Origin of the sequence: Pseudomonas sp. B40(2017) (assembly GCF_002112855.1) — a bacterium.
In the GTDB taxonomy this organism is placed as follows: domain Bacteria; phylum Pseudomonadota; class Gammaproteobacteria; order Pseudomonadales; family Pseudomonadaceae; genus Aquipseudomonas; species Aquipseudomonas pharyngis.
Genome location: NZ_NEIT01000005.1, coordinates 486,195 through 511,977, shown reverse-complemented (window position 1 = coordinate 511,977; position 25,783 = coordinate 486,195). Strand labels below are relative to the sequence as shown.

The window sequence follows — 25,783 nt, the reverse complement described above, 5'->3', positions numbered from 1 at the left end:
TGCTCGCGATGGCGATCTGGCAGACACTTCTGCACTGACAGGTCTACCGCTATCGCGAGCAGGCTCGCTCCCACAAGGTAATGTCAGGCTGGTGGCTATTTCGGTGGAGTCGGATTGGCGTCGAAGGTATGCGGCGGCGCCACTTGCAGCGTGGTCACCGAGCCTTGCGCCGACAGCGAATACGTCACCTTGGAGATCAGCATGTCGCCATCGAAACCGAGTACCGGATCCTTGACCTTCACCAGCGTGTTGTGGCGCCACAGATCGCCGTTGGACTGGCGCCAGCCCTGCACCTGATAAGTGGTGGTCAGAGCCCGGCCCATGCGCGTGGCGCTTTCCCACTGGGCCCGCTGCTGGGCCAGTTCGAACGTCAGTTGCGAACCTTCGTTGATGATCGTGGTGCGCCGACGCTTGAAGCTCAGGTCGGTGGCGCTGGATTCAACCTCGCTGACCGCCGCCCCGCTCTTCTTGTCGTTGCCCTTTTGCTGGCCGATCACCCGGTATTCGGAGAACACTTGGCTGTGATCCATCGGCGCATTGGCCGAGAGAATGTTCTTGCCCAGCTCCAGCGCATCGCTCGCGCGGCCGCCGCTGCCCGGTTTGGCCAGCACCAGCCGACCTTCGGCGTCATCGGTGGAAAACACTCGGTACAGCGAGAGCAAACGGTCGATCGACTGAAACACCGTTTCACCCGGAACGATGGTGTGTTTACTCAGGCGTGCGGTCTCGGGAATCTCGTTGATCACAAACTGCGAGTATTCCCCGGCCAGGGCTTGGACGATGTTCAACAGCGGCTGTTCCTGCCATTGGCCGGGGATATTTCGCGCCGCACAGTCGACCAGATCCTGGGTCTTGGAACTGCCTTCGATGCTCAGGCTGATCTGCCGCCCGTCATAGCTGATCGGGGCCTTGAACACATAACCGGTGAGCACCAGATCCTGGCCGATCCGCACTTCGCACGGGTCGCCGGCCTTGATCCGCTGATCCACGGTCTGCCCCGGCCATTGCCAGGTGATGTCGAGTTTGAAGGTGCGGAACTGACGCTCCAGGTCCGCGGTGATCTGCACGCTTTTCCAGCCGCCGTATTCCATGTTGTCGACGGTCAGCGTGACGCGGTTGTCCATCTCGCTCATGGCTCACTCCCTGGAAACTTTGACTTCGTTGGGTGGGAAGCTCGGATGAGACAGACCGTTGCGCTGAATGACCTCGGTCACACGGGTGGCGTCGCCAAACTGTTTGTAGGCCACGACCACTGCCGGAAAGGTTTCCTGAAAGGTTTTGCTGACCAGTCGCACACCGGATGAAGCCACGGCCTTGAGGTGCGCGATCAGCGCTTCCTTCACATCGGCGATGGCCTGGTAGTGCGCGGGGTCGGCCTTGTCCTGAGCCTTTTGCAGCGCTTCGTTCAACTCTTTTTGCAGCGTTTGCAGATCGTCGGTGACCGGCACTTCCTGACGCGTGACCGGCTGCTTCGATTGCTGGTCCAGCGAGGGTGTCGAGGTCAGTTTCACCGGTGTCGACGCCACCGGCATCGAGGCCACCCACTGCGCCACTTTGACGATCAGGGTGTCCTGCACCAGGTTGGCCATCGCTTGCGCGGCGGCGTTGGTGTCCTTGCCGGTGGTGATTTTCGGCGCATCGGCCTTGCGGATGGCTTCGATCTGTTGGGACACGTCGGCAATCACGCCACGGTAGCCCTCCTTCGCGAATGCCTTCAGCTCCTTGATATCGCCGAGCAACCCCTTGAACTCCGCCGCCACTTCCTTGGGCAGCTCCTTCACGGCCCTGACCAGCTCGGTGATCTGCTTGTACTGCGCGATCAGCGGTTTGAGCTGCTCCTTGATCACGTCGTACACGCCGGTGAGGCTGTTGCGCAGATTGGCGATGCCGATCCGCGCGGCCTTGATCAGGGTCATCGCCTGTTCGAAACGCGCCACCGCCGAGCCGAGTAAACCTTCGGCCTTGATCAGCAGGACTTTTTGCGTGCTGACCGTCGCCGTCGGAAACGGCAGTGGTCGGTCGGGGTAGAACTTCAGGCTGAACGTCACCATCCCGCCGTCCTGGCGGGTGTGGGTCATGTCGCACTCGCCGACCTTGACCTGCAAGCGCCCCAGCCACGGATGCACCAGTTCGCCGCTGCCCTGCTCCAGGGCCTGGAGCAGCTTGTCGCGCTGCTCCAGGCAATCGGCACCGATGATGAACGCCGTCAGGTCGTGGGTCTTGGCCTGCTGGCCGAGGTCCTCGAAAAACGGCAGGTCGCGTTGCGGATATTCGTGCAGCTGCCCTTTGCGACCGACCGGGGTTTTCGCCTGGTCGATCCAGAAACCGACACCGCGAAAGGATGCCGGCAACAAACGGTCACGCCAGTTCATTGGAACCTCCCATGGAGAGCGAGCGATAGCCGATGCGCGAACTGAGCGCCAGCCCCGGTTGATTGGTTTGCGGTTGATCGGTGCGCAGCCCCGCCGGCGCGTTTTCGAAGCGTACTGTCAGGCCGCCTTCGAGTTGCGTGCGGTTGTTGGCGGCGCTTTGCTGGATCAGGGCGCCTGAGGATTGCGGCAACGAACCGCCCTGCAACGCACTGCCACCCTCGGATTTCGCACTGGCACCGAAGAACGCTGGCGCCAGTTCGCCCTTGCCTTCGGCATTGGTCTGGCGTTGCGCTTCGGTCAGGGTTTCGACCTTGCCGGTGACCTTGGCGATCAGCCCGGCGAAGCCACCGTCGAACAGTTCCTTGATCGGTGCAATGACGGTTTGCAGCTTTTGCCACAGCTCGCCGAACCACCCGACAATCGGCCCCCAGCTCTCGATGATCTGATCCAGGGGTTTCCATTCGAACAGGCCGTGCAAAAAATCCACGACCGGCGCGGACAGCGCCAGCACAACACCCCACAGCGCCGAGAAAACCTCACCGATGGGCTGCCAGTACTGCGCAATCTGCTCCAGCGGCGACCACTCGAACAGACCGGTGAAAAAGCCTTTGACCTGTTGCACTGACGTTTGCAGTGCCGTCCAGATCGGTTCGAAGAATCCGACGACACCACCCCAGGCGCTGGTGATCATTTCCATCGGGAAAAAATCGAACAGTGCCCGCAGCGTATCCCGGGTGATTTGCACGGCCGATTGCAGCGTCGTCCACACCGGCTGAAAGTACGCAACAACACCGCCCCACGCACTGTTGATCATCTGCATCGGCGAGAAGTCGAACAACGACACCAGGAACACTTTCGCCGTTTGCGCGGCGTTTCGCAGGCCGCTGAACATCGGTTCGAAGAACCGGACAACACCGCCCCATGCACTGTCGATCATCTGCATCGGCGAGAAGTTGAACAGGTTTCTGAGGAATGACATCACCGGCACACTCAAGGCCTTGAGCAGTTCCCAGATTGCCGAAAACAGACCGGTCAACGGTCCCCAGTTTTCCAGGATCAAGCCTGCGGGCGACCACGAGAAAACCGACTTGAAGAAGTCGATCACCGGCGCGGTCACAGCCTTGACCTTGTCCCAGATTCCCGAAAAGAAACCGGTGACCGGTTCCCACAACGCCGCCAGTGCATCCAGCGGCCGCCAGTCGAGCACCGAGCGCAACGTCGCCATTGCACTGGCTCCGGCGTTTTTCACGCCCTCCCACAATCCGGTGAAGAACGCGGAAATCGGTGTCCAGTTGGCCACGATCAGACCGGCCGCCACGGCAATGCCCATGGCGATCAGCATGATCGGGTTGGTCTTGAGCACCATGCTCATGACGTCCATCACCTGGGTCATGCCGGTGACGGCGGTTTGCATGGCGGAAAACGCAATCGCCCCCGCTGCCAGGCCTTCGACCAGTTTCGGGTTGTCGGCCAGCAGGCTGCCGACCTGGGTCAGCATCGGCTCCAGCCCGACGACCAATGCGCCCACCGCCGGCACCAGTGCGGCGTCCACCGCAGCGGAGACCTTTTCCATCGACGCGCTGAACACGTTCATGTTCTGCGCGGCGGCTTTGGGAGTGTCCGGCAGGTCGACGGTTTTCGCCGTCTCGCTGACCTCGGCAAGCTTGCCCTGAAAGGCTGCGGCGGATTTGATACCGTCCACGAACGGCGTAATCACGCTGCCGCCCTTGAACAGACCGCTGATGTCCAGTTTGCCGAGGCCGGTCTGTTCGAGGTTTTTCTTGAAGTCATCGACCTTCACTCGCAGGGCGCCGAGTTTGGGTGACAGTTCGTCGATGCCGGTAAGCAGCACCGACGCTTTAGCTTTGGTTTCTTCTGCCATCACTGCACCTGCTGCATCGCATTGATCCGTTGCGCGTGCTCCAGCGATTCGCGAAGCACATCCAGTGGCCTGGCCATCATCTGTTCGGGGTCAACCTTCCAGAACCAGGCCAGGTCATAGGCGACCGAAATCAGGTCGGTGATGGCTCCGACGCCGCACTCATGAAAAAACTCGCAACGGCCCAGCTCAGCGCGTTGAGGTCAGCCAGGTCCAACTGGTTGACCGACGACGGCGGAATGCCGGCGCACACGGCGATGTATTTGGCCGCCACGTCCATGTCGAGGCTGACCTCTTCGCTCTTGTCGATCTTGTACGGCAGCGCCTTGATCGCTCGTACCTCCTGCACCGTCGGACGGCGCAGGACGAGTTCGGTCAGGGGCTCGCCGTGAGCTTCGATCGCAACCTGAAGCTTCACGGCGCCGCTCATTGCCAGGTCCCCTTGATGCCTTCGAATTTCAGTTCGATGGTGGCGTCATCGCCTTTGGAGACTGGCTCTTCGACCAGGTAGGCACCGGCCAGTACGTAGACTTTGCCGTTGCTGAATTCGCAGGTGACGGTGATGTCGGTGCCTTCGATCAGCTTCTTCAACGGGAAGTCGGCGGTGTGCAGCGCGGTCACCTTGAACGATGGAGCGATGTCGGTTTCCTTGTAGAAACCCGGCACGACGGTTTCGCGTTTGACGGCCATCAGCGGGGCTTCGCAGCCGCCATTGATAGTCAGTTGTGCACCGTCGACCTTGACGTAGCAGGTGCCTGCAATCAGTTGACCCATGGTGTTACTCCCTTCAAATAAAAAGCCCACGCAAGGTGGGCTGAAATCACAGTGTCAGACGGGCCGATCAGGCGACGTCGTCGTACTGCAGGCGGAACTGGTTGAGCAGTGCGAACACGCGCAGACCGTTGATGTAATCCGGCGGGAACAGCACGTTCACGCGGCTCGGGTCCTGCACGTCGCGCTCGACGATCAGGTGCTCGGCGAACAGCTCGGCGTTTTCCACGTGGCCTTCGAGTTCGAGCTTGGCGTACTGGGCGATCAGCTCACCGCGAATGGTCGCCGGGGTGACGATCGGCTGGCCGGCGCCAAAACGGGTGCCGTCGGAAGCCAGTTTGTGGCGACCGTACTTGCTGGTGATCACGCTTTGCAGACGACGCACGATGAACGCCGACTGGTGCATGGTTTCGCTGTCCAGGTACGAGTTGTCGGCCTGGCCGTAAGCGTTCTTCTGGTAGGTGGTGATCGAGCGCTGGATGCGCACGTAGCCGCCTTCGTAGTACGCGGTGGCGATGCCGTAGTTGAGCAGCGACTGACGCTCGGTCAGGGTGAAGCGCTCGCTCGCCGGGGCCGGATCGACGCCCGGCAGGCTGCCGCTCTGGGTCGGACGGCTGGCGTCGGCGGAGATGAACACCGCAGTGCGCGCTGCCAGTGCTGCAGCTTGTACCCACACCGGTTGTGGAACGCCCGGCTCCAGCGCCTGAATGGTCATGTGCTGGTCGTTGCGAGCCTGACCGGCCGCCACCAGCGTGCCGACGGTGCCGCGTTTGGCGCTGTAGACGTGACCGAACAGTTGCTTGGCCCACGACCAGCGACCGGTGCTGTCGTCCATCACCGCTTGCCAGGTGTTGAGGGTGGCCAGGTCGGACCATGGCAGCGCGATGAATTCGAACGGCTCATCACCCAGTGCAGCAACCGCTTCAACCTGGTCAGGCACACCGACGCCGCCGGTCATGGCGGTAATCGCGGTGGTCAGGCCGGCCGGGGTTTCTTCGCCGTTGCTCTTGCCCAGGCGATTGAATTGCAGGCTGATGTCGTTGCCGCTCTCGCCGGTCCATTTGGCGTTCAGAGTGACGACGCCTTCAGCGGCGGCAGCGCTCACCGGCAGATCGGCGGTGGCGTTGATTTTCTGTGCCAGAGCGGTGGCCGCCTGGGCAGCGGTGGCACCGTTGACCACGGTGGCCTGGAAGCGGACGCCGCCGACATACAGGTTGAGTACGCCAGCCTGAGTCGCGGTGCCGGTCAGGGTCAGCACGCCTTTGGCGATGGCGCCAGTGGCGTTGTGCAGCGGCAGGCACCAGATCTCACCGATCGGGTCGGCCTTGCGGAAGGTCTCGTACATCGAGGCCAGCATCGAGCCCTGGCCGCCAATGCTCTTGGCCAGCGCAACGCTGGAGACCAGCACCAGTTTGCCGACTTCGCTCGGGGCGATGTTGTCGTTGACCTGCGCCACGATCAGGCGACGCATGGACGAGGACGCGCTATTGGCGGCCGAGTTGTCCATTTCGGCATAGAACAGCGGTACACGAATGTCCGCAGGGATGTTGCTGAATCCGATCGCCATTATTTGGCTCCCTTTTGTTTGGCTGTTGCGGTTTTGAGGGTGATATCGCCGTCGGCCAGACGCCGGCGCCACCAGGCGCTGTCCAGCACTTCACGGCCTTCCAGTGGCAGCAGGTCGCCGGCTTCCGGGTCCGGCACGGCACGGCCAGGGGCCGGCACTACGGTGATGCGGTTGCTCATGGGGTTACGTCTCCAGAGAAAGTCATTTCCACGCGCCCGTCAGGGCCCGGGCGTTTCAGGTTGGGGTCGGCCGGGTCGATCGCATCGACCCGCACGGTGGCCCCGGTAAAGGACGACAAACCGTCCAGTTCGCGTTCGTGCCAACTCTCCGCAGGCTGACTCGGCAGATTGCGGCCCAGCTGGAACTCGGCAAAAAAGCGCAGCCGGTAGAACGCGCGGCTGCTGTTGATCGAGACCGTTTCGCCGCCGTCGTAAACGATGGCGCTGTAGTTGGAATCGGGTTTGAAACCCACCAGCGCACGCCAAAGTTCGGCGCGCAGGTCGTGCAACAGATCCAGCGCTTTTGTGGCGTCCGTGGCATCGAGTGCCAGGATGATTTCGAAGCGGTCGCGGATCGGTTGGCTGGCGGTGTTCTGGGCAGTGCTGGTGCTGGCCAGGTCGGCCAGCGGTGAAACATGGGCCGAGGGCATCGGCAGATTCGGGTCGCCTTGCAATAGCGCCAGGTCGACACCTGTCGCGATATGGCCGGCAAGGCTTGGGCATTGCGCACGCAGCTGCGTGAGGATCGGGGAGATCTTCATGGGGAGCGTTCCAGGATGTGTGAGTGGCCACAGTGATGCGTGTGGCGGTGAGATCGGAGGATCAGTCCTTGGCTTTTGCCTCGGGATCCCGGCCGGTCGCTTCGATCAGGCAGCGATAGCTTTCCTCGCGCTTGCCGCTGGCAGTGACTTTCTCGATCGACCAGCGACCGCGCATGAAGTCCGGCCAGGTATCGTCGAGTACCAGCAGACCTTCGGCTGCCAGCAGGGGATCGCCCGGGCAGGTGACCTTCAGCTTGTATTTCTCGCGCAGCATCTTGCGCACTTCGGCCTCGCCGATGGCTTTGGCTTCTTCTTCGCTGGCCAGTTTCTGGCGGATGACCTTGTAGGGTTCGGAACCGGTGATCACCTCCCGCAGCTTGCCGAGAGCACCGTCCCAGAATGAGGTTTTGCAACCCTGATTCTGGGTGCGGGCGGTCTCTTCCAGCGTGGCGCTGATGAAGGCGTGATCGCCCGGCCGATTGTTGTGGGTCACCGACAGCCTGACGTCCGGTATGACCTGTCCCGACAGGTTTTTCAGTTGCGCCGGTTTCGCCAGTACGTAGAGGTCGTTGAACGGTTTGGCCACCGCGTCGTACTTTTTCGCCAGGCGTGTGATGAAGCTCATGTCGGTTTCGTTCGACTGGTCGACATGGGCGATCCTGATCAGCGCCAGTTCGGGATCCACACGCGGCGAGAATCCGTGTCTCGAGACCAGCTCGCGAAACAGTCCGCCAAGGGTTATAGGGCCATGACTGGCCGTGCGCCGTTCCTTGAATCCGGTTTCGTCCTTGCCGCTGAAAGGCGCTGCAGTTGCGACCAGTGTCAGACGCAGCGGGAACAGCGTCGGTGTCAGTCGAGTGACCTTGAACTGGCCTTTTTCCACCAGTCCGGTCTCCAGATAGCCCACCCGCAGGCCGATGGTGCCGCCCAGGGTAGGCAAGCCTTCAAGGCCTTCCAGATCGAGCACCAGCGTCAGTTGATCGGACTCCATTCCAGCGGCATCGATGTGTTCCCAACTGATCAGGCGCTGGTTGAGCAGGTCCTTGTTGGCGCCGTAGATTTCAATCGCCGGCGTAAATCCCTGTGCCATGCAGCCTCCTTAATCCCAGGCCAGAACCGGTTTGATTGCGGCCGGTCTGCTGTCGAGCTCCGGCAGCGTCACCCAGACACCTGCCGGCAGGATCGGGCCGTGCTCGGCCAGGGTCGGGTTGAGTTTCCAGAGGGTTTCTTCGGCGCTGTCATCGCTGCGACCGGTTTCGCGGTAGAGCAACAGATTCACCGAGTCACCGGCCACGCTTCGTACCTTACGCATTGTTGAACTCCGACAATCCGATGACCCACTTGATCACCATCGCGGTGCCGTCATCGATGACCTCGCTCTGGTTTTCGTCGATGCTGTTGATCCGCCACAAACCCCAGTTGCGACCGATGCCGTCAATCAACGGCAACGGTGCACGCAGTGCTTGCAGCGCACGCAGTTCATCGAGCCGTTCCATCCCCACGGCGTACATCGAGGTGCCGGAGATGGTCAGGGTTTCAGGCTTCTGCCCTGTCTGATGGGATTTGGGTTTGCTGTTGAGGATCTGCAACTCGGTCCAGCCACCCTCGGATTTTCGCGACAGCGTGCTGTACGCAAAATCCCGGGACAAACCGAAGATGAAACTGCCCAGTGCCATTTGTTGTTTCATTGGGCGACTCCATCGGTCAGGGCTGCGTCACGGCGGGTGGCGAGCGGGTTGTTGGTCAACAGCGGCAGGAACTCGCCGTGGAATTGTCCGCTCAGTTGTTGCCCGATGATCGAGCGAATCTGCTCGGCAGTGTCCGGTGCCGGACAGGTGACCTGGATCAGTGGGGAGAAGGTGACTTGCTGGTTTTGACTTTGAGTGGGAGCGTTGACCAGGTTTTTCGCGACATCTCCCGGTGCAGCGAGTTTGTCGGTGGGCGGGTCCGCGAGTTTTTCTGATAGCCATGAGCCCGCCATTCCGCCCAAGGCACTCCCGATGCCTATGCCGACACCTGGAAAAACAAACCCGCCGATCACAGCGCCAATGGCTGCCCCTGCCAGCTCGGCTTTTGCGCTTCCCACCGCTTTTTCATCACCTTCACGCAGACCTTTCAGGCCTGTGTAAGCGGCGTGCGCCACCACTAACGGGGCAGCGACCTTACCCACCAAAGGTGTCATCCGGGACAGCATCGGCATGATCTTGGCTCCGAAGCTCCGCACCGCAGGCATGACTTTGGCTCCGAAACTCCGCACCGCAGGCATGACCTTGACACCGGCGCTTCGCACCGCAGGCAAGACCCTGGCAGCCGCACGCTTGATCGAAGGCATGACCTTCATCGCTGCACCGCGCAGGCGATTGCCCAGGCTTTGACGAACAGCGGGCGTGCGGGGCTTGGCACTTTTCGCAGTGGTTTTAGCCTGCTTGCCCTGACCCGACTTGCGAGCCGAACGTTTCTTTTTGCGACCGCCACCGTTGTCATCGTCACCGGTGATCATATCGCCGACTTCGGACGGAAGACGTGCTGCGGCCAGGCGCAGAAGCCTCGTGGAGACCGCATCAAGCACTGCAGACACGCCGGTTTTCAGTGCCCCCGCCACGAACGGCGTGGCGGCCACCCCAAGCAATGTCAGTGCAGCGGTGATGAACGGGAAGGTTTCGGCCGCTGCGCTCAGTCCATTGACCACCGCAGTAAGCCCGATGGCAATGCCGTCTGTCACCGGGGCCAATGCATTGCCGACTGCCGTGGACAGCCGGTTTAGACTCGCATCCAGCGCATTCCAGCGTCCCTGCGATGTATTGCCATAAGCCTCAGCGGTTGCTCCCGCCGAGCCTGCATACAGGGACTTGTCAGCAACCAGCTTGAACGCCGTTTGAACATCCTCAGGCTTCTTCAACAACTCGAGGATTGCATCATTGTTGCCAAACAGCGTTTTAGTCAGCGAAGCCTGTTTCTCCTCAGGCTGTTGCTTGAGTTGTTCCAGAACCAGCTTGATCGTTTCGGGTGCATCGCCACTCATCCCGTGCGCGAGCGACTCCGGGTTCAGACCTATGTCGGCCCAGGCCGAGCGCTGCGCCGATGACGCGGATTTTCCCTTGCCCAGAACCGTCGTGAAACTCTTCAGCGCCGCTCCGGCATCGGTCTTGTTAGCGCCGCTGTTGAGGAACGCCGCCGCAAGTGCAGCCACTTGTTCGGGTGTCATCCCGGCAGCCTTGGCGTCCTGACCGGCGCTTTGAACGACGGAGCCGATGTCCGCGGCTTTGACGTTCAGGCCACTGTTGCCAAGGTAGTTGGTTGCGTCTGCCAGATCCTGGCTCTGCACCTGATCAAGCTTCAAAGCGGTGCGCCAGCCCGACAACATTTCGCCAGCCGCCTTGACATCCATCTTGAAGGCCGAGGCATTGATGGCGGCATCACGGGAGAAATCCTGTAACGCCTCGGTTTTCTGCTCGCCCTTCAGACCATCACTGATGCCGGACCGCAGCCCTGCGAGTTGCACTTGCAACAGATCCGCGCCGGTAGCCCCGCTGGGGGCAACCCGTTTATCACTGGCGATTTCCAGGTTCTTTTCCGAAAGAGCCTGAAGCGATTTCGTGCTCAGGTGCAGCACCTGATTCAATTCAACCAGCGCCGTCTCGTTGGCCATCGCCGATTGCAGTCTTTTCGGTGGCGGGCGCTGCTCGATTTCCGCCTTGAGTTTTGACTTCGGCTCACTATTGGCGGCTGGCGGCGCCGTGACGACCTTGAACAACGACTGCTGGCTGACCAGCAGTTCCCGCAGCTTGATCTGCTCCTGCGTGAGCAAGCGAATATCCACGCTGACCAGCGCCATAGTCAGATTCAAGTCCTGCAGCGGTTTGCCAAAGCCATCGGCCACCGCCAACCCGGCTGCTGCGTTGCCACTCTCATTGGCGTATGTGAGCGCAAATTTGCTCTCTGCCATGCCGCTCTACTCCTGTTTCACGCCAAGGCGAGTGATCGCTATGTCGTAGCGGCGCAACGCCTTTTCGGCGTCCCACTCCAGAATCTCCGCCTCACTTACCGGGTAAATGAGCGGCACGATATCGAGGATTACTTCGATGTCGCGTTCTGAAAGAAGGCCGCCGGCTGGTTTAAAAAATCGTCGATGCGCACCTGCAATTGTGTCCAGTCCGGCACGCTCAACAGGGCCAGATCGGGGATCATCAGGCCGGTGCAATGGGCGGTGATGAATTCGGCACGTTCCTTGGCCGTTTTCAGTTTCTTCATCACTTTGGTGGCCCGCAGCGCCGGCATTTCCAGGCTCAGCGAAGTCACGGTGCGGCCGGTGACGGCGAGCGGCAACAGCAGTTGCACCTGATCTGGATCGTCGGATTTTTCCGCGTCTTCGACCTGTTCGAGAAAGAACGATGCCGGACGGGTCGAGAATTCGTGCACGTACTGCGCGATGGTCACGTAGTCTGGGCGCTTGAGCTGGTCGAGTTCCTTGACCGACAAGCCGGTGGCCAGCAGCGCCAGTTCGAAGAACTGGTCGTCCTCATCGTCGCCAGCGCGTTCCAGCGCTTCTTTCTGGGCGGCGTAGAACAGCGGCTTGAGCTGGATCGATTCGATCTGCGAGCCGTCGTCACCGGTAATCGGCGACAACAGGTCATGCTTGGGTGGCATCCACGACATGTATGAATTCCTTGGTGATTCTTGAGGGGTGTTGCAGTCCCTTGTGGGAGCGGGTTTTGCCCACTCCCACAGGGTTTTGTGATTACCTTTGGCCGAGGCTTACGGCATCAGCACCGCACGACGGGCATCACCGAGGATGTCGACGCCGTTGAGCACGAACTTCTGGGTGCGCACGTCGATGTCGATCACCGGCACGCCGTTTTCCAGGCGGTTGTAGGTGCGGCAGGAGAGCTCCAGGTTGGTCTTGGGTTTTTCACCCATCTTCACCGCGGTTTCCTCCAGGGATTTCAGCTTGCCGCCGACGGTGTGGTAGGTGAACCAGGTGTTGCCGTCCTGATCCTGACCGCCTTCACGCACGTTCAGCAGGATGTCGTCGCCCAGCTTCACACCCAGTGCGAGCATGACTTCGGTGCCCATGCCTTGCAGGGTCAACTTGGCATTGAGCGCTTTGCCGCCCTTGGCCATTTCTTCGACGATGAAACGGCCGCCACGCATCTCTTCCACATCGAATTCGATCTTCGGCGGAGTGAATTCCTCCACGGTCGCCGACAACGGCAGGCCTTGCAGGGTGGCCGCGATGGCCTGTCTTACGCGGTTGGTAAACATTAGAGAACGTCCTCCAGGAACTGCTCGATGATTTCATCGCGGGCGTTGAGTTGATAAACCATGTGTTCGTTCGGCGCGTAGCGGCCGTAGTCGATGACCACGTACCAGGTGCCGTTCTTGTACTTCTCGACGCTGTTGAGTTCCGGGTGCAGGTACACGCTGCCGCCGGGAATGGTTTCGTCGGCGACCAGGGTTTGCAGCCAGTCGTTGATGCGTTTGACTTCCTGATCCATGAACGACTTGGTCAGGTTCTTCGCCATGGCCTTCTGGCCGGCCTTCACCAGCTTGCGGCTGATGGCGTCTTCCAGACCGACGTAGCTGATGAACTTGCCGGTAATCGAGCGGTTGCCCAGCAGCGAGAAGCCGCCAAGGATGGTGCGGGCGTAATAGCTGACGCCGTAGCGGTTGAGCAGATCGCCTTCGGTGGAGGTGTCGAGGATGTTGTACTCAACGACCCGCGACACGTCTTCGGCGTAGGTCACCTGGTTGCCCGGGCTCTCCCATTGCTTGACCTTGGCCAGCGCGGCAATCGCCAGGCTGGATGGCGCGAGGAATACGTTCTTCTTCGCGGCTTTCGAGTACACGGCAGGCATGTTGTGCACCACCAGGCAACGGTCGAAACCGAGATCCGCACCGCCCAGCTCCTGGCTGTACAGCACCTGATCGGCGACCGAGACGTCCTTGCCGTCCAGCACCACACGGGCCTTGATGCGCTTGCCGAACGAGGCGAACTCGCTGGCCACCGCCTTGGTGCCGGTGAAGCCCGGCGCGCCGATGATGGTCAGGTCTTCCGGGACGCTGCCCAGTGCCGCCAGACCGAGCTTGCGGCCGGTGGCTGGCTCAACACCGCCGATTACCGCGTTGACGGTATCGGCCGGGGTCGCGCCCGCTTCGACGATCACCACGTACACCGGCACCTTCACCACTTTGAGGATCTGGTAAACGGCGTGGTACAGGGTGCCCTCTTCCGAACCGGTCGGATCGAGCAGCGCGTGGGTGGTGAAGCTGTTGATGCGAAACGGTGCGTTACGCGGAATCAGCGGATCGGCCTTCGGCGCGGTGCCGACCAGACCGATGACGTTGTCGCCCAGGCCACCCATGGCCTCGGGGGATTCGGTGGCATTGACGGTAATGCCGTTGTGCTCGAAGTTCAGAACCTCAGCCATAGTCAGTCAGCCTTCTTGGCAGCGGCCTTCACGGCCTTGGTGGTAGGTGTTTTCAGCTCCAGTCGACCGGCGCTGTGCAGGGCACTGGCCTCGACATCGAGCAGATCGAGTTCCTGGCCGACACTCGACCAGTGCCCACCGCCGGTGGGGAATGGAACGAGCACGGTGTAGGTTTGGCGGGTTGCCATTTTTCGTTTCTCCATAAACGGGAAAGCCCCTCGTTGGGAGGGGCTTGGTGGGTGTTGAATGTGTTGGGCGGACAAGAAAATGCCCCGGGGTGCGGGGCGTTTTATTGAGGCTCGGAGGTCGGTGAAGCTGGCATGGAATCGGGCCAGCCTTCCTTGAGCATTTCATCGGAGTACGTGCCGTGCTCGATTGCCTGGAGCAACTCCAGTTCGCGATCGAAACAAGCCTGCACGTGCGCCCTGACAGCCTGCGCAATTGAGAGAATCTGTGCGGCACCGATTTCGACGAAACCGCTAAGGGTTTTAAAATTGCAGCGGTACTGCGGATCAAGTACTGCGGAGAGACCTGTGCTTGCGATCAAAGCCTGACTCTCACGAGAGGTCTCGATGCGCAATCCCTCTACGGCAATACCTGATGCTTCCCGGGTGAAACGCTCAGCCGCAAACAGAGCCGCATAATCGGGTTCGATGTGAGGGAAAGGTAACTTGACCACGTCACCGTCAACCAACTTCCAGACACCGTCCCTCTCTGTTCTGGTCGCCAGAAATACCGCGTCACTGAGTTCAATTGCCTGCTCAGGAATCACGCTATGAATATCGGAGTCATACCGACCGGTCAGGTCTCCGTGCTCATCAAATGTTGCGAATTTCATAAATAGACCTCGTCACTCCGTTGTATTAGCGACCCACTGCAAAGTAGTAAAACTGTGCAGGTCCCTGACCCAGATTACGAATGGTCACGTTCGCTTTACTGATCCCTTTGATTTGCCCGATGTAGGTCGATCCGACGGGAGCGTCCACGGCCGTATTGGGGTAAGTGATAAATACTGACGGGTTGACCATTGGGTAGGCGACCGGAAACGCCTGCAAGTAATTGGCTCCGGATGCGATGGCGGTCGTCATCCCCCACTGGAGGGTCAAGCCTCCGAGCCAGGTTGGGAAAATGACATAGCTGCCGCTCATGTCGCCGGAAACACTGATGGAGAAACCCCAGCGCATTTTTTTCGGGGTCACGAAGGTTTTATCGTCGGCACCTGCATCGACCTGTGCCTGGGTCGCAACCGTCGCAGTGCCTTGATTGAGTTCGGTAGCCTGCTGCGCCAGACCGGACAACGCAGCTACATCAATACTTCCCTGATTGACCGGGGCGTTCCAGGCCTTGATGCACCACATGACAGCCAGGTTGCGCGGACGGGTGCCAACCAGGTGCCCATCAGTAAACAGCGCCGCCTGATTCAGCGAAACCGGGGAGGTGATTTCGCCAGAAGAGAAAAATGCGGCAGGATAGTCGGCCGCAAAGGCAACGTCGCCTCCGAGTACCGGGTGAGACTTCCCGCTATTGTCTGGATTGAGTTTCCACGATGAGGCCGCAGCTTGGATAGCCTGCGCTGTCGAGGTCACTGCATCGTGCGCAACCAACGTCGCTTTTTGCCAGCTACCGATTGTCCGACCAGCGTCAACACCGCGACCATGATCCCAACCTCGCAGGAATTCGCCGCGAGATTCCGGCAACCGGAAATTCCCGGCCCCCTCATCGCCCTTGTTGAATGTAGTGCCGAGATACGCCGCCAGATCCGGATAGGTCGCAATGCTCTGCACACTGCCGTCCAGCTCCAGATAACCGGCAGGAACGACACCCGTTGGAAACGACAGAACAGCACCGACCGGAACAGAGGATTTGAGCTGTGCGACTTCATTGGCCAGCGCGGCTACGTCAATGCTTCCCTGATTGACCGGGGCGTTCCAGGCCTTGATACACCACATGACCGCAATGCTGCGCGGACGGGTTTCCGATCCGCCAGTGGCTGTCGTTGTCGGTGTTCCGTTGCTGTCCGAGCGGTTGCCCCGAGCCACCTTGTCCTGGCCCAGTCCGGCCGGATTGGCAGGCGCGTCAATCTGGTGGACGTGAGACTTCAGCTCATCGGGCGCCCAGCTACCAATCGTCCGACCCGGGTCTATACCACGCCCATGATCCCAACCCCGCAGGAACTCACCGCGTGATTCCGGCAACCGGAAGTTGCCAGCGCCCTCATCACCCTTGTTGTAAGTGGTGCCGAGATACGCTGCCAGATCCGGATACGTCGAAGTGCTCTGTACACTGCCATTGAGCTCAAGAAAACCGGGCGGCACAATCCCCGTCGGGAACGCCATGACGGCCCCCACCGGAACGGCAGATCCGAGGCGTGACACTTCCTTGACCAATGCCGCTACGTCGATGTTTCCTTGATTGATCGGGGCATTCCAGGCTTTGATGCACCACATGACGGAGACGTTGCGCGGACGGTTTTCAGTGGCGGTCCGAGCCTGTCGGGCGTTGTCAAAATCGATACTGGTGTAGGCGTCAGCTGCAACATTGACACCCTTGGACACGCCGGATTTAACGCCGCCATAAACACCGTTGAGCGCTTGGCCGAGCCCAGTGGAATCCGCTGCTGCAATGGCACCGGTCAGGCGCTGCATGGCGTCCAGCTGACTGGTGCCCAACTGCCGCCCGGCATCCACCCCACGCCCATGATCCCAACCGCGCAAAAACTCCCCACGCGCCTCAGGCAACCGGAAATTCCCGACGCCCTCATCACCCTTGTTGAACTTGCCGCCCAGATAGGCGCTCAAGTCCGGGTAAGTCGCGCTGCTCTTGACGCTGTTGTCCAACTCCAGAAAGCCCGGCGGTGGTGTATCGACGGGGAACGCAACAATCGAACCCACCGGCAACGCCGACGCCTTGGCAATCAACGATTCGACTTCAGCCTTGGTGTACGAATCCTTGATGCCGAAACCGGCCAGCGTGTCGGGATTCGAGCCGGCCGTCGCGCGGCCATATTCGTCGACGCTCAGACTCTTGTAAGTCCCGGCAGCAATCCCGGTGCGCCCTGCCAGCATCTTGAATGTCAGCGCAGTAGTGCCGAGGGTGATCGGCGCATTGGTGGTCAGGTGCCACAGCGAATCGCCGTTGAGCGCTCCCTCCTCCACCATCACCGTCAGGCCCGGTGTGACCTTGGCGCTGACGTTGGCATCGTTGGCCCGAACCCAGTCGCCGTTGGCGACGATCCACAGACCGTTGTCTTTCGCCAACGTCTGGTTCGGCAGCAGCACGCGGTCGCCGGCAATCACCGCCACGCCGTCGATCTGCTGCGCACCGTTCAACACCACGTTGGCGGTGGCGGCGACACGTACCGACTGTTTGCCGTCGAGTTTGCCGAGTTCTTCGGTGAGGTAGCTCATGACCCACGCACGTGTGGCCTTGACCACCGTGTCATCGATCAGCAGCGTCACCAGCGAGGCATTGCTGGTCTCGAAAATCGAGCGGATATAAAACTCTTTTCCCGAGCCGGATGTGGCCAGCACCGGTTTGAACGACTCCGGGTATTTGACGATCGCGTAGAGAATCCCGGTGTCGGTCCACAGACCGGCTTCACGCACGTACCAGCCGCCGACGTCCGGCGGAATGGAGACTTCGGCGAGCAGCCAGCTCGGATTTTTCTCGTCTTGGAACAGGGCGTTGAGCGGTCCGCGCCAGACTTCGCGTTTCAGCGCGGTGGCGGTCGCGGCCGGGTTGTAGACCGCGCCGCCGCCGTCGCCGACGGAAATCTGCGTCAGCTTGATCGGCAGGCCCGCGGCCTTGCACGCCGTTTCGTAGGCAATCCCTGCGTTGGTGAGCAGGGTGTAATAGTCAGCCATTCAGGCCCCCTGAGGATAAATAGTGGATGTTTCGACGGTGTACAGCGCCGCCGCCATGAAGGCCTCGCCAGATGTCTCGAGTCCTTCGAGGAACACCGGATAAACCGTGGTCAGCTCACCGCAGAAAGTCGCGGCACCGATGACGTGATTGCCGAAGGCGCTGAGGCCGACCGACACCGACAGCACGTCCCGCTCGCTCTTGGCATCAGCCAGGCGCCGGTCGAGACGGGCGTCGATTTCTTCGCTGTAGGGTTGTTCGCTGAAGGCTCGCACGGAAAAGCTGTAAGGCTCGCCGGGCGGGGTCTGTTCGTACCAGGCGCGGATTTCCGGCCTGAGCTGCAAACCCTTGGCGGCGTTCTCCAGCGCCTTGCGAGTGCCGGCCTGGCGCGCGGTGGGCCAGGCCAGTTCGACGGTCAGGCGCTTTTCCGCTTCCGGTGCGTCGGTGCTCCATTCGGCAACACCACGATCCGCCGCGAGATACGGCAGGAAAGCGACGGGTGTCGAACTCGGGTTCATCAGTTCGGGAAACGGCGGCGCGACGCGATCAAGCAATGCGCCGAAGCCGATGTCGAGGGCCCGTTCCAGCGCCGAGCTGTTGGCTGGCAGCAGGGTCGGACGCGGTGTCTGATCGGTCATAGCGTCTGCACCTCGACTTCGACCGCCGTGCAGTACGGCGCTTGAAATGCGCTGCAGACGATGGGCGTCAGCGGTTCAAGAATCTGCAATTGCACGGCACCGGCGCTGTGCAGCGTGTAGTCGATCCAGCTCGGGTCGACCCGGCCTTCCAGGCGATGGCAGCTGTCGGCGTAGGCCTGCAAATGCTGCTGCGCGGCGACCTTGGTCAGACCCGAATCCGGGCCGGAATTGATCTTGGCCACGACGCGGATCTTGTAGCGCTGAATCTCGGCGGCCTGCACCGTCACCTTGTCGGTCTCGGGACAAACGTCGGGCCGAGCAAAGTGTCGGCGCACGCCGTCGAGCAACGTCGGGGACGGTGTACCGTCGCCCTCGCGGGCAAGCACGGTGACTTGCACTTCGCCAGGCGCGGTGCGGCGACCATTGCCGTCCTTGACCTGTGCGGCGAGGCCGTCCGGGTCGAAGGTGTAGGTGACGTTCACGACACCCGCATCGGTGGATTCGACTTTCACCGTCGGCCGTTCGCCCAGGGTGAACACCTCGCGGCGATACTGCATCCGCGAGCCCGCCGCCGGCGCATGGGGCGCCAGGTAATAGCGCAGCCGGGCGTCGTCGTCGCTCTCGTAGATCGCCGGCACTGGCGGGAATGCCGCCGGATCGCCCGGATCGAGCAATTGTCGCTCCAGGCCCATGTCCGCCAACCGCGCATCAAGGTTGCTGCCGGTGGCCCACCACGCCAGCATCTGCTTGATGCGAGCGTTGTATTTGCGTTCGTGGGTTTGCAGGCGAACGCAAAAGGCCTCCAGAGCCAGGGTCAGCAATTCGCTTTCGTTTTCCAGGCTGGTCTTGAGTTTTTCCGCGCTCTGCGGCGAGCGGGCGCCGACGTACTCGACCAAGAAGGTCTTGAACTCGGCGAGCAGATCCTCGAAGGCATCGACCTTGATCAAGGAGGGTTCGGCCAACTGATTCTGGCCGGGGATCAACATGCTCATGTCACGACCTCGAAAGTCTGTTGGCGGTTTTTCCAGGTACCGGCAAACCGCAGCAGCAAACCGGCGCCCTGTCGGGTGGCGACGATCACGCCGGGCTGGAAATCGCCGATGCCGTTTTGCGGGTTATAGAACGCCTGGGCCGCGTGGCTCTGGGCGAGTAACAGGATGTCGTCGCCCAGGTTCTGCCCCAGCAGCGTGGGGATCAGCGAACCGTACAAGGGCCGTTTTTGCCGGGTGCCCAGCGGCGTGGTCAGGGCCCGGGTCGCGCGCTGCACGAATTGCAGCCAGTCGTCGACCGTGGCCCCGCTGTCTCTATCGATTCCGATCATGGGAAGCTCTTGATTCAGGGGCTGATGACGCGGCCCTGGTGATCCACCAGCGGGCCGCTGAAGTGCACGCCCGAGGCGTCGATGGTCAGGCCGACCGCGCCCAGTTGCAGGTTGATCGCTTGCGGAGTCATCGCCAGCCGTGCCGGGCCGATGCTCAGCTCAAGCGACTCGCGGGAGCCGTTGAAGGCGGCCGGGCCGTTTTGCCAATGCAGCGTGTGCGTGGCGTCGTCGTAGCCGCTTTCGCTGCCGTCCTGATGGACGCGACGGGTCAACGTCGGCACCGTCGAGGTCGGTGGAAAACGGTCACTGTTAAGCCCGAACAACGCTACGCTCTGCGCACCGCTTTCGCCGCTGCCGTAGTTGAACAGCAGACACTGTTCGCCCACCGTCGGGATCCGCGACTCGCTCTGCGCGCCGGCACTGGGGTTGAAGAATTTGATGGCGGGTGTCAGCAATCCACCGTGGCTGACCCTGCAGGTGTTGCTCGCCGCATCGACCTCCTGACAGATGCCGATGCGGCAATAACTCTCGGCGCGACGGTGCAGGTCTTCGATCTCGGCTTCCATTTCCGCCAGGCGCTCGATGATCGGGCCCAGTTGCATTCGCAGTAACGCGTCGAACATCGGTCAGGCCTCCAGCGTGGTGTATTGGTCGGGATCGTCGATGTCGCTGACTTCCCAGGTGCGGGCGAATTTCGGTGTACCGAGCGGGTCGTCCAGCAGGGTCGGACCGAGGTAGAGGGTCTGGTTGAAAGTCAGCGTCCAGGCTTTGCTCGGCTGATCGGCGCGGACGAGCAATGACGGCATTCCATCAATGTTCATCGGCAGATCGCATTGATCGCCGGGCAAGCCCCAGCGGTTGTCGGTGATCAGGTTCTTCAGCGCGGCGATCAGATCACAGGCGGCAAATGCCGTGGCGGACAGCGCCGGAATGACTTGCAGCGACAGCGTCAGCACATGGGCAATCCGCCCGTTGGCGGCGCGCTCTCCCGGTGCATTTCGCTCGATGTCGATCAGCACCCAGGCCTTGTCGCCGGGTGCGGTGAAGTCATCGTGATTGCCGACCTGCACGTTCAGCTCGGCGCTGTTGCGCAAGGCTGTCGCCATCGCCGTGAACAGCTGCGAAGGCTGCTGGATCGGTGTGGGCATGCTTGACCTCCTTTTTCTGATGTCCACGCGAAGTCCCGCCACACGGCGTGCAGCGAGACAGGAAAGTGAAGGGTTTACTGCGGGTCGCGCGGAGGAACTTCGCAGACGCCGATACGCTTGGCAGCCCAGCGTTCGTAAAGGCCGATAGCGACGTCGGCACCGGCCATTGCCGTGAGGCAACCAAATGCCCCGGCGGCCCAGATCGACATGCCAGCGGCGTATAGCAGCATGATCGCCGACACGCCGCAGATCATGCAGGCGCCGGAGCGCAGGGCCAGTCGCCGCAGCAGTGGCCAGCCACGGGCGCCCTCCTTGTCGGCGCGCCACATTTCGCCGGACACCCCGCCCACGACGGCAAGGAGGATGACCAGCCAGATCGGCATGTCCGCCAACGCTTGTTGCTCGTTTGTCATGTCACGCCTCCTGGTGTGATGGATGAGTGGTGTGTGTTGGGTTCAATCGTTTTCTCTTGAGGCAGGCATTCCAAAAAGCCCGGCAGCTCGCCGGGCTTTTCAGTAATGCGCTCCTTCGCCTTCCTTCAATCCTGTGTACGTGAAGGAAGCTGACTTTTCGGCGCTACTGGCGCGGTACGAGTCCATTCAAATTGTTTTTCCGACCGCGGTCCCTGCCCGCCGGATAACTGCTTCTGGTGCTTTACGCTGCACACCCGGGCCAGTTGCCAACCCTCTGAACCGTTGAGGCCGGTTCATCGCTGCCTGTTCTTGTGGAACTAAAGAGCTGTTGTTGCCAGCCGCTTTGTCGAGCGGCTTGGTGGCAAGAATATGCATGGATGCATATACAGTCAATGCGTAAATGCATTTATTTATGCACAAGAAATGCGCGAATGCATGAAAGCCCCGCCATTCAAGGGTTGGCCGGTTTTCTACAGGCGAAAAAAAACCCGCCGAGGCGGGTTTTGTCAGAAAGGAATCAGGTTACCGGGCGTACATGCCCCACCAGAAGACGTGACCGAGGATGACGATCTGCTCTTCCTGCATGTCCTGGAAGCTGTAGTCCTCGTCCGGGTGTTCATCGCGGTTGAAGCTGCGCAGGCGGATACCGGTAGGCAGGCGATAGAGCTGCTTCACCCGCAGTTGACCGTTGTGGCTGATCGCATAAAGGTCGCCATCGATGATGTCGCCGATCCCGCACTTGCCGGCATTGACCCCGACCGTGGCACCGTCGCGCAGCACCGGCAACATGCTGTTGCCCCGTACCGTCACGCATTTGGCCTGATCGAACTGCACACCGTTATGGCGCAGGCTGCGCTTGCCGAAGCGCAGGCTCGAGCGTTCGCTCTCTTCGATGACGAATCTTCCTGATCCAGCAGCCAATTCAACCTCGCGAAGAAAGGGCACCGACACCTCGTCGTCATCGACTGGCGTGTCGTCGTCCCACAGGCTTATGTCCTTGAGTTCGGAATGCAACTCGTCGCGTCCGCCGTTGCTGGCGGGCGCAACATCCGCGCGCCCGCGCAACTGATCGGTGCTCACGGCGAAGTATTCGGCGATCTTCGAGATGTGTTTGTCCGAAGGATCGACGATCTTCCCGCTGAGAATCCGCGAGAGCGTGGATTGAGGCACGCCGGTGCGACGGTGAAGCTCCGTGGGGGAGATCCCGTGCTGGTCGAGCAGTGCTCTTAAGACGGTAGATACGTTGCGTTTTTGCATAACGCGCATAGTGCTTGAAGTTTTTCGCGAAGACAAATGCTGATTTGCATAAATCGTGCATAGTCGACCTTTTTAAGCCAGATCGCTGTCACCCGGCCGCGATGCCTGCGTCCGACAGACCGCCCATGGTAATCTTGCGCCCATCGCGGAAAAGCCCGGCCACTGCCGCGCTTTTGCCCCACACCTTTGAACGAGTTGCCTGACAATCCGATGAATAAAGCCGTCTCCGACCTGTCCTCCCACACTCCGATGATGCAGCAGTACTGGCGCCTGAAGAATCAGCACCCGGACCAGCTGATGTTCTACCGCATGGGCGACTTCTACGAGATCTTCTACGAAGACGCGAAGAAGGCGGCAAAGTTGCTGGACATCACCCTGACCGCGCGCGGGCAGTCGGCGGGTCAGGCGATTCCGATGTGCGGGATTCCGTATCACGCGGCGGAAGGCTACCTGGCGAAACTGGTCAAGCTCGGCGAGTCGGTGGTGATCTGCGAACAGGTCGGCGACCCGGCCACCAGCAAGGGCCCGGTGGAGCGCCAGGTGGTGCGGATCATCACCCCGGGTACGGTCAGCGATGAGGCGCTGCTCGATGAGCGTCGCGATAACCTGATCGCGGCGGTGCTGGGCGATGAGCGCCTGTTCGGCCTGGCGGTGCTGGACATCACCAGCGGCAACTTCACCGTGCTGGAGATCAAGGGCTGGGAAAACCTGCTGGCGGAGCTGGAGCGGGTCAACCCGGTCGAGTTGCTGATCCCGGATGATTGGCCGAAGGATCTGCCGGCGGAAAAACGCCGTGGCGTTCGTCGCCGCGCGCCGTGGGATTTCGAGCGTGATTCGGCGCTGAAAAGTCTCTGCCAGCAATTCTCCACCCAGGACCTGAAAGGTTTTGGCTGCGAAACCCTGACTCTGGCGATCGGTGCCGCCGGTTGCCTGCTGGCGTATGCCAAGGAAACCCAGCGCACCGCCCTGCCCCACCTGCGCAGCCTGCGCCACGAGCGGCTGGACGACACCGTGGTGCTGGACGGCGCCAGCCGCCGCAACCTGGAACTCGATACCAACCTGGCCGGTGGCCGCGACAACACCCTGCAATCGGTGGTCGACCGATGCCAGACCGCCATGGGCAGCCGTTTGCTGACCCGTTGGCTCAACCGTCCACTGCGCGACCTGACCGTGTTGCTGGCGCGCCAGACCTCGATCACTTGCCTGCTCGACCGCTATCGCTTTGAAAACCTGCAACCGCAGCTTAAGGAAATCGGCGACATCGAGCGGATTCTGGCGCGGATCGGCCTGCGCAATGCCCGCCCTCGCGACCTCGCCCGCCTGCGTGATGCACTCGGCGCGTTGCCTGAACTGCAAGTGGCAATGGCTGACCTGGAAGCGCCGCACCTGCAACGCCTGGCGACCACCACCAGCACTTACCCGGAACTGGCGGCGCTGCTGGAGAAAGCCATCATCGACAACCCGCCGGCGGTGATCCGCGACGGCGGCGTACTGAAAACCGGTTACGACAGCGAGCTCGACGAGCTGCAGTCGCTGAGCGAAAACGCCGGCCAGTTCCTGATTGATCTGGAAGCCCGGGAAAAGGCCCGCACCGGCCTCGCCAACCTGAAAGTCGGCTACAACCGCATCCACGGTTACTTCATCGAACTGCCGAGCAAGCAGGCCGAGTCGGCGCCCGCAGATTACATTCGCCGTCAGACCCTCAAAGGTGCCGAGCGCTTCATCACGCCAGAGCTGAAAGAGTTCGAAGACAAGGCACTGTCGGCTAAGAGCCGCGCCCTGGCTCGCGAGAAAATGCTTTATGAAGCGCTGCTGGAAGATTTGATCAGCCAGTTGCCGCCGCTGCAGGACACCGCAGGTGCCCTGGCCGAGCTGGACGTGCTGAGCAACCTCGCCGAACGTGCGCTGAATCTCGACCTGAATTGCCCGACGTTCGTCAGCGAACCGTGCATGCGCATCTCCCAGGGCCGTCATCCGGTGGTCGAGCAAGTGCTGACCACGCCGTTCGTGGCCAACGATCTCAGCCTGGACGACAACACCCGCATGCTGGTGATCACCGGCCCGAACATGGGCGGTAAATCCACCTATATGCGCCAGACTGCACTGATCGTGCTGCTGGCGCATATCGGCAGTTTTGTGCCGGCGGCCAGCTGCGAACTGTCGCTGGTGGACCGGATCTTTACCCGGATCGGTTCCAGCGATGACCTCGCCGGTGGGCGTTCGACCTTCATGGTGGAAATGAGTGAGACCGCGAACATTCTGCATAACGCTACCGAGCGCAGCCTGGTACTGATGGACGAAGTTGGTCGCGGCACCAGCACCTTCGACGGCCTGTCCCTGGCCTGGGCAGCGGCTGAGCGTCTGGCGCAATTGCGGGCCTATACTCTGTTCGCGACACACTATTTCGAACTGACTGTGTTGCCGGAAGCCGAACCGCTGGTGGCCAACGTGCACCTTAATGCGACCGAACACAATGAACGCATCGTGTTCCTGCACCATGTGTTGCCAGGCCCGGCAAGCCAGAGTTACGGCCTCGCGGTCGCACAGCTGGCCGGTGTGCCAAGCGAAGTGATCGTGCGTGCTCGTGAGCACCTGAGCCGCCTGGAAGATACCGCGCTGCCGCATGAGGCGCCAAAACCGGCCGTCAAGGGCAAACCGGCGACGCCGCAGCAGAGCGACATGTTTGCCAGCCTCCCGCATCCGGTGCTGGATGAGTTGGCCAAGCTCGATCTGGATGACGTAACACCGCGTCGCGCACTCGAAATGCTCTATGCACTAAAGAACCGGATCTAAGCACCGACGAACCGGATATAACGCAAACGGCTTCAAGCTGTTAGAATCTCGCGCGGTTTGGGATGCTGCTGGCTAATAGCCTGGCTGGCAGACATCGCTCCCGAACCTGGCGACCCCAACCGTGAAGGGGCAACGCTGCCGCCGCCTGAGGAGAAAATTAGAAATGACCTTCGTCGTCACCGACAACTGCATCAAGTGCAAGTACACCGACTGCGTAGAAGTCTGTCCGGTGGACTGCTTCTACGAAGGCCCGAACTTCCTGGTGATTCACCCGGATGAGTGCATCGACTGCGCCCTGTGCGAACCGGAATGCCCGGCCGTGGCCATTTTCTCCGAGGACGAAGTTCCGGAAGAAATGCAGGAATTCATTCAGCTGAACGTCGAGCTGGCCGAAATCTGGCCGAACATCACCGAGAAGAAAGAATCGCTGCCGGATGCCGAAGAGTGGGATGGCGTCAAAGGCAAGATCAAAGACCTCGAACGCTGATCTGTCCCGCGTTCGAATGAAAAGGCCCCTCGCGGGCCTTTTTGTTTTTGCGGGTTTGGCTTTTCTTCAGGCAAAAAAAGGGGCGGTT

The 25,783-nt window shown here is 61.1% G+C and carries 27 protein-coding genes; 2 read left to right on the top strand and 25 right to left on the bottom strand.

The annotated features are described in order from the left end of the window. Positions 1-95: 95 nt before the first annotated feature. From CAF76_RS16455 to CAF76_RS16335, 25 genes are all read right to left on the bottom strand, one after another. Positions 96-1,133, bottom strand: a complete 1,038-nt coding sequence (locus tag CAF76_RS16455; protein WP_085647817.1) for a phage baseplate assembly protein — start codon at positions 1,131-1,133, stop codon at positions 96-98. 3 nt (positions 1,134-1,136) lie between these two features. After that, positions 1,137-2,372, bottom strand: coding sequence for a DNA circularization protein (locus CAF76_RS16450; RefSeq protein WP_039771262.1), 1,236 nt, complete (start codon positions 2,370-2,372; stop codon positions 1,137-1,139). Then, positions 2,359-4,254 carry a phage tail protein gene (locus CAF76_RS16445; protein WP_143491815.1) on the bottom strand — a complete coding sequence of 632 codons (1,896 nt, stop codon included), beginning with the start codon at positions 4,252-4,254 and terminating at the stop codon, positions 2,359-2,361. The genes CAF76_RS16450 and CAF76_RS16445 overlap by 14 nt, the downstream gene beginning before the upstream one ends. A 130-nt stretch (positions 4,255-4,384) precedes the next feature. Beyond that, entirely contained in the window at positions 4,385-4,681 is a 297-nt protein-coding gene (locus CAF76_RS16440) for a phage tail assembly protein (protein ID WP_003222226.1), read from the bottom strand. Continuing rightward, the gene (locus tag CAF76_RS16435) at positions 4,678-5,025 is read right to left on the bottom strand and encodes a phage tail tube protein (RefSeq protein ID WP_007908779.1); all 348 of its coding nucleotides are present in this window, start codon (positions 5,023-5,025) and stop codon (positions 4,678-4,680) included. The genes CAF76_RS16440 and CAF76_RS16435 overlap by 4 nt, the downstream gene beginning before the upstream one ends. Before the next feature lie 67 nt (positions 5,026-5,092). Next, positions 5,093-6,589: a phage tail sheath subtilisin-like domain-containing protein gene (locus CAF76_RS16430; RefSeq protein ID WP_085647816.1), complete on the bottom strand. Its 1,497-nt coding sequence runs from the start codon at positions 6,587-6,589 to the stop codon at positions 5,093-5,095. Then, positions 6,589-6,768, bottom strand: a complete 180-nt coding sequence (locus tag CAF76_RS16425) for a DUF2635 domain-containing protein (protein ID WP_039771254.1) — start codon at positions 6,766-6,768, stop codon at positions 6,589-6,591. The genes CAF76_RS16430 and CAF76_RS16425 overlap by 1 nt, the downstream gene beginning before the upstream one ends. After that, positions 6,765-7,349 (bottom strand): hypothetical protein, encoded by a 585-nt coding sequence (locus tag CAF76_RS16420; RefSeq protein WP_085647815.1) that lies wholly within the window; start codon positions 7,347-7,349, stop codon positions 6,765-6,767. Before CAF76_RS16420 ends, CAF76_RS16425 begins: the two co-directional genes overlap by 4 nt. A 61-nt stretch (positions 7,350-7,410) precedes the next feature. After that, positions 7,411-8,439, bottom strand: coding sequence for a phage tail protein (locus CAF76_RS16415; protein ID WP_085647814.1), 1,029 nt, complete (start codon positions 8,437-8,439; stop codon positions 7,411-7,413). Between the two features lie 9 nt (positions 8,440-8,448). Next, positions 8,449-8,661: a tail protein X gene (locus CAF76_RS16410; RefSeq protein WP_085647813.1), complete on the bottom strand. Its 213-nt coding sequence runs from the start codon at positions 8,659-8,661 to the stop codon at positions 8,449-8,451. Beyond that, on the bottom strand, positions 8,654-9,037 hold the full coding sequence (locus CAF76_RS16405) for a phage tail protein (protein WP_085647812.1): 384 nt from the start codon (positions 9,035-9,037) through the stop codon (positions 8,654-8,656). The genes CAF76_RS16410 and CAF76_RS16405 overlap by 8 nt, the downstream gene beginning before the upstream one ends. Then, on the bottom strand, positions 9,034-11,295 hold the full coding sequence (locus CAF76_RS16400; protein WP_085647811.1) for a phage tail tape measure protein: 2,262 nt from the start codon (positions 11,293-11,295) through the stop codon (positions 9,034-9,036). The genes CAF76_RS16405 and CAF76_RS16400 overlap by 4 nt, the downstream gene beginning before the upstream one ends. A 128-nt stretch (positions 11,296-11,423) precedes the next feature. Further along, positions 11,424-12,005, bottom strand: coding sequence for a phage tail assembly protein (locus CAF76_RS16395; protein WP_064379036.1), 582 nt, complete (start codon positions 12,003-12,005; stop codon positions 11,424-11,426). Positions 12,006-12,104: 99 nt separating this feature from the next. Further along, positions 12,105-12,611: a phage major tail tube protein gene (locus tag CAF76_RS16390; protein WP_007954868.1), complete on the bottom strand. Its 507-nt coding sequence runs from the start codon at positions 12,609-12,611 to the stop codon at positions 12,105-12,107. Continuing rightward, positions 12,611-13,777 carry a hypothetical protein gene (locus CAF76_RS16385; protein WP_064379034.1) on the bottom strand — a complete coding sequence of 389 codons (1,167 nt, stop codon included), beginning with the start codon at positions 13,775-13,777 and terminating at the stop codon, positions 12,611-12,613. Before CAF76_RS16385 ends, CAF76_RS16390 begins: the two co-directional genes overlap by 1 nt. Before the next feature lie 2 nt (positions 13,778-13,779). Beyond that, on the bottom strand, positions 13,780-13,965 hold the full coding sequence (locus CAF76_RS16380; RefSeq protein ID WP_039771239.1) for a hypothetical protein: 186 nt from the start codon (positions 13,963-13,965) through the stop codon (positions 13,780-13,782). A 101-nt stretch (positions 13,966-14,066) separates the two neighbouring features. After that, positions 14,067-14,615 (bottom strand): DUF4376 domain-containing protein, encoded by a 549-nt coding sequence (locus CAF76_RS16375; RefSeq protein WP_085647810.1) that lies wholly within the window; start codon positions 14,613-14,615, stop codon positions 14,067-14,069. A 25-nt stretch (positions 14,616-14,640) separates the two neighbouring features. Next, positions 14,641-17,640, bottom strand: a complete 3,000-nt coding sequence (locus CAF76_RS16370) for a tail fiber protein (protein ID WP_256579621.1) — start codon at positions 17,638-17,640, stop codon at positions 14,641-14,643. Continuing rightward, the gene (locus tag CAF76_RS16365; RefSeq protein WP_085647809.1) at positions 17,641-18,276 is read right to left on the bottom strand and encodes a phage tail protein I; all 636 of its coding nucleotides are present in this window, start codon (positions 18,274-18,276) and stop codon (positions 17,641-17,643) included. Then, positions 18,273-19,268: a baseplate J/gp47 family protein gene (locus tag CAF76_RS16360; protein ID WP_085647808.1), complete on the bottom strand. Its 996-nt coding sequence runs from the start codon at positions 19,266-19,268 to the stop codon at positions 18,273-18,275. The genes CAF76_RS16365 and CAF76_RS16360 overlap by 4 nt, the downstream gene beginning before the upstream one ends. Beyond that, positions 19,265-19,597, bottom strand: a complete 333-nt coding sequence (locus CAF76_RS16355; protein ID WP_007954853.1) for a hypothetical protein — start codon at positions 19,595-19,597, stop codon at positions 19,265-19,267. The genes CAF76_RS16360 and CAF76_RS16355 overlap by 4 nt, the downstream gene beginning before the upstream one ends. Positions 19,598-19,611: 14 nt before the next feature. Next, positions 19,612-20,220, bottom strand: a complete 609-nt coding sequence (locus tag CAF76_RS16350; RefSeq protein ID WP_039771230.1) for a phage baseplate assembly protein V — start codon at positions 20,218-20,220, stop codon at positions 19,612-19,614. Positions 20,221-20,223: 3 nt separating this feature from the next. Beyond that, positions 20,224-20,745 (bottom strand): hypothetical protein, encoded by a 522-nt coding sequence (locus CAF76_RS16345; protein ID WP_085647807.1) that lies wholly within the window; start codon positions 20,743-20,745, stop codon positions 20,224-20,226. Between the two features lie 74 nt (positions 20,746-20,819). Beyond that, positions 20,820-21,158 carry a phage holin family protein gene (locus tag CAF76_RS16340; RefSeq protein ID WP_085647806.1) on the bottom strand — a complete coding sequence of 113 codons (339 nt, stop codon included), beginning with the start codon at positions 21,156-21,158 and terminating at the stop codon, positions 20,820-20,822. 522 nt (positions 21,159-21,680) lie between these two features. Next, positions 21,681-22,415: an XRE family transcriptional regulator gene (locus CAF76_RS16335; protein ID WP_085647805.1), complete on the bottom strand. Its 735-nt coding sequence runs from the start codon at positions 22,413-22,415 to the stop codon at positions 21,681-21,683. 210 nt (positions 22,416-22,625) lie between these two features. Here CAF76_RS16335 and mutS point away from each other — a divergent pair, with 210 nt between their 5' ends. Then, positions 22,626-25,208, top strand: coding sequence for a DNA mismatch repair protein MutS (gene mutS, locus CAF76_RS16330; protein ID WP_085647804.1), 2,583 nt, complete (start codon positions 22,626-22,628; stop codon positions 25,206-25,208). Positions 25,209-25,371: 163 nt separating this feature from the next. Next, a complete protein-coding gene (gene fdxA / locus CAF76_RS16325; RefSeq protein ID WP_007908827.1) occupies positions 25,372-25,695 on the top strand; it encodes a ferredoxin FdxA in 324 nt (107 codons plus the stop codon). Positions 25,696-25,783 lie beyond the last annotated feature (88 nt).